This window comes from Mesorhizobium sp. M7A.F.Ca.CA.003.01.2.1 (genome assembly GCF_003998945.1).
In the GTDB taxonomy this organism is placed as follows: Bacteria; Pseudomonadota; Alphaproteobacteria; order Rhizobiales; family Rhizobiaceae; genus Mesorhizobium; species Mesorhizobium ciceri.
The window spans coordinates 1-4,040 of record NZ_RZRA01000509.1 but is presented as its reverse complement, the minus strand read 5'-3'; the positions used below and the strand labels follow the sequence as shown (position 1 = coordinate 4,040).

The 4,040-nt window shown below is 64.1% G+C and carries 4 protein-coding genes and 2 pseudogenes; 3 read left to right on the top strand and 3 right to left on the bottom strand.

Translation table 11 applies throughout. The annotated features are described in order from the left end of the window. The 3 genes and pseudogenes from EN969_RS36755 to deoA form a co-directional block, all read left to right on the top strand. Nucleotides 1-86, top strand: a pseudogene (locus EN969_RS36755) (cytidine deaminase); the annotation flags it as partial. A 30-nt stretch (nucleotides 87-116) separates the two neighbouring features. After that, complete coding sequence (locus EN969_RS19955; RefSeq protein ID WP_024502795.1) at nucleotides 117-926, top strand: purine-nucleoside phosphorylase; 810 nt, start codon at nucleotides 117-119, stop codon at nucleotides 924-926. Further along, nucleotides 926-2,245 carry a thymidine phosphorylase gene (gene deoA / locus EN969_RS19950; RefSeq protein ID WP_063168989.1) on the top strand — a complete coding sequence of 440 codons (1,320 nt, stop codon included), beginning with the start codon at nucleotides 926-928 and terminating at the stop codon, nucleotides 2,243-2,245. The genes EN969_RS19955 and deoA overlap by 1 nt, the downstream gene beginning before the upstream one ends. Nucleotides 2,246-2,331: 86 nt before the next feature. On the opposite strand, the gene EN969_RS19945 is transcribed toward deoA, so the two are convergent. The 3 genes and pseudogenes from EN969_RS19945 to EN969_RS19930 all read right to left on the bottom strand — a co-directional run. After that, nucleotides 2,332-2,895 (bottom strand): TIGR02281 family clan AA aspartic protease, encoded by a 564-nt coding sequence (locus EN969_RS19945; protein WP_024502797.1) that lies wholly within the window; start codon nucleotides 2,893-2,895, stop codon nucleotides 2,332-2,334. Nucleotides 2,896-3,119: 224 nt separating this feature from the next. Next, nucleotides 3,120-3,749, bottom strand: a complete 630-nt coding sequence (gene upp, locus EN969_RS19935) for a uracil phosphoribosyltransferase (protein ID WP_013529626.1) — start codon at nucleotides 3,747-3,749, stop codon at nucleotides 3,120-3,122. A gap of 146 nt (nucleotides 3,750-3,895) precedes the next feature. Continuing rightward, nucleotides 3,896-4,040: pseudogene (locus tag EN969_RS19930) on the bottom strand (adenosine deaminase); the annotation flags it as partial.

Genomic DNA, 4,040 nt, shown 5'->3' with positions numbered 1-4,040 from the left:
ATCTCTGCGACAATGCGGGTGTGGCCGAAACCGTGACCATGGGCGACATGCTGCCTTACGGCTTCCGCGGCGATATTTTGAAATGAGCAACAGGCTCAAATGAACAGCTGGCAACGATGACGGAAAAAGCCCTGGATCATCTCGTCGAAAGGCTGGACGGCCTGGCGCCGGCCACGGCACTGGTGCTCGGCTCGGGCCTCGGCGGTCTGGTCGACCAGATCGAGGACCCGATCCGCATCTCCTATGCCGACCTGCCCGGCTTTCCCAGAAGCGGTGTCACCGGGCACGCCGGCGAAGTGGTGGCAGGGCTGTTTGCCGGCGTGCCGGTGCTGCTGCTGTCGGGCCGTGCCCATTACTATGAGCACGGCAACGCCGCGGCGATGCGGCCGGTGCTGGAAGTGCTTGCCGGCATCGGCATCACGAAACTGATCCTCACCAATGCCGCCGGCTCGGTCGATCCGGACATGCCGCCGGGCTCGGTGATGCTGATATCGGACCACATCAATTTCTCGGGCACCAACCCGCTGATCGGCGAACCAAGCGACCGGCGTTTCGTCGGCCTGACCGAAGCCTATGATGCCGGCATCCGCCAGGCCATCGAGCGGGCGGCAAAAGCGACCGGCACCACCCTGCACAAGGGCGTCTATATGTGGTTCTCCGGCCCATGCTTCGAAACGCCGGCCGAAATCCGCATGGCGCGCATCATGGGCGCCAATGCGGTCGGCATGTCGACCGTACCGGAGGTCATTCTCGCCCGCTTCCTCGGACTGCGCGTCGCCGCCTGTTCGGTCATCACCAATCTGGCGGCCGGCATGACCGGGGCCGAGCTTTCGCACCAGGAGACCAAGGACATGGCGCCGGTCGGCGGCGCGCGGCTGGCGACGATCCTGCAGCGCGTGTTCCGCGACGGACTGCTGGAGATCTGATGCTTCCCCAGGAAATCATCCGCCGCAAGCGCGATGGCCTGAGGCTGTCGGAGGACGAGATCGCCGGCTTCGTCGCGGGCGTGACGTCAGGCGCCGTTACCGACGGCCAGGCCGGCGCCTTCGCCATGGCGGTGTTCTTCAACGGCATGAACCGCGACGAGGCCGTGGCGCTGACGCTGGCGATGCGCGATTCCGGCGATGTGCTCGACTGGTCGGACCTGCCTGGCCCGGTCACCGACAAGCATTCGACCGGCGGCGTCGGTGACAATGTCTCGCTGATGCTGGCGCCGATCGTCGCCGCCTGCGGCGCCTATGTGCCGATGATCTCGGGCCGTGGCCTTGGCCACACCGGCGGTACGCTGGACAAGATGGATGCCATCCCGGGCTACATCAGCCAGCCCGATGTCGCGCTGTTTCGCAAGGCGGTGCTCGAAACAGGCTGTGCCATCATCGGCCAGACCGCCGACCTCGCGCCCGCCGATCGACGACTCTATGCGATCCGCGACGTCTCCGGCACGGTCGAATCGGTGCCGCTGATCACCGCTTCGATCCTGTCGAAGAAGCTGGCGGCCGGGCTGCAATCGCTGGTGCTCGACGTCAAGGTCGGCAACGGCGCCTTCATGGAAAAATCGCGCGACGCCACCGCACTCGCCAACAGCCTGGTTGAGATCGCCAACGGCGCCGGACTGAAGGCCTCGGCGTTGATCACCGGCATGAACGAGCCGCTGGCGTCGGCCGCCGGCAACGCAGTCGAGGTGCGCAACGCCGTCGATTTCCTCACCGGCCGGTATCGTGACCGTCGGCTCGAAGATGTGACGCTGGCGCTGGCCGCCGAAATGCTGCAGTCGGCCGGGCTGGTGTCGTCCAACCAGGATGGCATGCGGCGCGCCACCGAGACGCTCGCCAGCGGCCGCGCCGCCGCCACTTTCGCACGCATGGTGGCCGCGCTTGGCGGCCCCGCCGATTTCATCGAGAAACCGGAAAAATATCTGCCTGCGGCGGCGATCGAACTTGCCGTCAAGGCGACCGCAAATGGCTTCGTCACCGGCATCGCCACCCGCGATATCGGGCTCGCAGTGGTCGGCCTGGGAGGTGGACGCACGCGGCCGGACGACCAGATCGACCCTGCGGTCGGCATCACCAGACTATTGCCGGTCGGTGCGGAGGTTGGGATCGGCGAGCCGCTGGCGCTGATCCATGCCCGCTCATCGGCCGATGCCGAGGCCGCCGCGGCAACCGTGCTTTCGGCCTATATGGTCGGTGCCTCGAAGCCGCCCGCCGACAAGTCGGTCATCCGGCGGATTCTGCCGCGCGGCTAGAGCAATTCCAGGAAAAGTGTGAAACGGTTCTCCCTGGGAAAAAGCGCATAGCGCTTTCCCTTGGGAATTTGGGAAAACGAATAGCCTTACTGGACGAGCAGCAGCGTGCCGTTCTCGACCTGGTATTTGTCGAGCCGGTTGAGGAAGCTCATGCCGATCAGATTGGTGCGCAGCGCCCTGTCGTCGAGCACGATGGTCTGGACGTCATTGACGGTGATGCTGCCGATCTGCAGGCGGTCGATCATGGCCACAGCCGCCTTGATGGTGCCGTTGGCGGTGTTGACCTCGCGGTTGAAGTCGGAAGCGTTCAGCGACAGGCCGATCCTGCGTGCCGTCGAAATGTTGATGGCGACCAATGTAGCGCCGGTGTCGATCATGCCGTCGACCTGACGTCCGTTGAGCTTGAAGGGTGACGAGAAATGCCCGCGTTCGTCTGCCGCGACGAGGACCTTGCGGCCCATCGGCAGCGGTGCCGCGGGCTTGTTGGGCACCGATGCCAGATTGACGTTCGGCTGGGCTTCGACCGCTTGTTTGCCCGGCACCGCCGACCTCAGCAGGTTTTCGACGAGTTGCGGATTCGACTGATACACAATCGGTATCGATGCCGATGTACCGGCGAAAACGGCGAGGATCAGAAGTTTGCGCAGCATGGATCGGCCTCGCCGCATGACCCCGAAAATCGGGAACGATTTTCGGAAAGGCTCATGCACAAAATCAAAGTGCTACAGCGTCCTTTGCGCGTCCGAAACGGACGCGCGGCGCTGTAGTGACAGCCGATCGTTAAGCCCGGATGGTGTTTGCCGCTTTAACGCGCGCCAAAACCGCGCCTTTTCGTAAATATTTGGTAAATCGTACCAGGCGACTTGGTCTGATATTACTTGGTCCCGTACATGCGGTCGCCGGCGTCGCCGAGGCCGGGCATGATGTAGCCCTTCTCGTTGAGCTGGCGGTCGATCGAAGCGGTGAAGACGGGAACGTCCGGATGCGCCTTGATGAAGCGCTCGATGCCTTCGGGCGCCGCCAGCAGGCAAAGGAAACGGATGTTGGTGGCGCCGCGCTCTTTCAGCTTGTCGATCGCCGCGATCGCCGAATTGGCGGTGGCCAGCATCGGATCGACGACGATCACCAGCCGGTCGGCGAGGTCGCTCGGCGCCTTGAAGAAATATTCGACCGCCTCCAGCGTTTCGTGATCGCGGTAGAGACCGACATGGGCGACGCGCGCCGCCGGCACCAGGTCGAGCAGGCCTTCCAGCAAGCCGTTGCCGGCGCGCAGCACCGAGGCAAAGACCAGTTTCTTGCCCTCGAGCGTCGGCGCTTCCATCGTTTCCATCGGCGTTTCGATGGTCGTCGTCGTCAGTTCGAGATTGCGGGTGACCTCGTAGCCGAGCAGCAGCGAGATTTCGCGCAGCAGCCGGCGGAAGCCCGCCGTCGAGGTTTCCTTCTTGCGCATGATGGTCAGCTTGTGCTGGACAAGCGGGTGGTCGACGACGGTGACGCCCTGCATGGTGTTCTCCTGATGCCTGCGCCCGAAAATGCGCGCATCGCCCTTTCGGACGCGCCGCGCTTCAAGCTGCCTGGGCGAACCCTAGCGGCAATGCGCCGGCCAAGGAACCGCTTGGCCCGCACCGACCACAGCTTTGTCGGCGGAAATCAGCGTGCCGCGCTGTTCAACCGGGCAAGAAGTGCCGTCTTTGTCTTTCTATCGACGAAAGCGGCCTCGATGGCCGTTCTGGTGACGGCGGTCAGCGCCTTGTCGTTCATCGAGAAATGCTCGGCAGCGATATCGTATTCACGC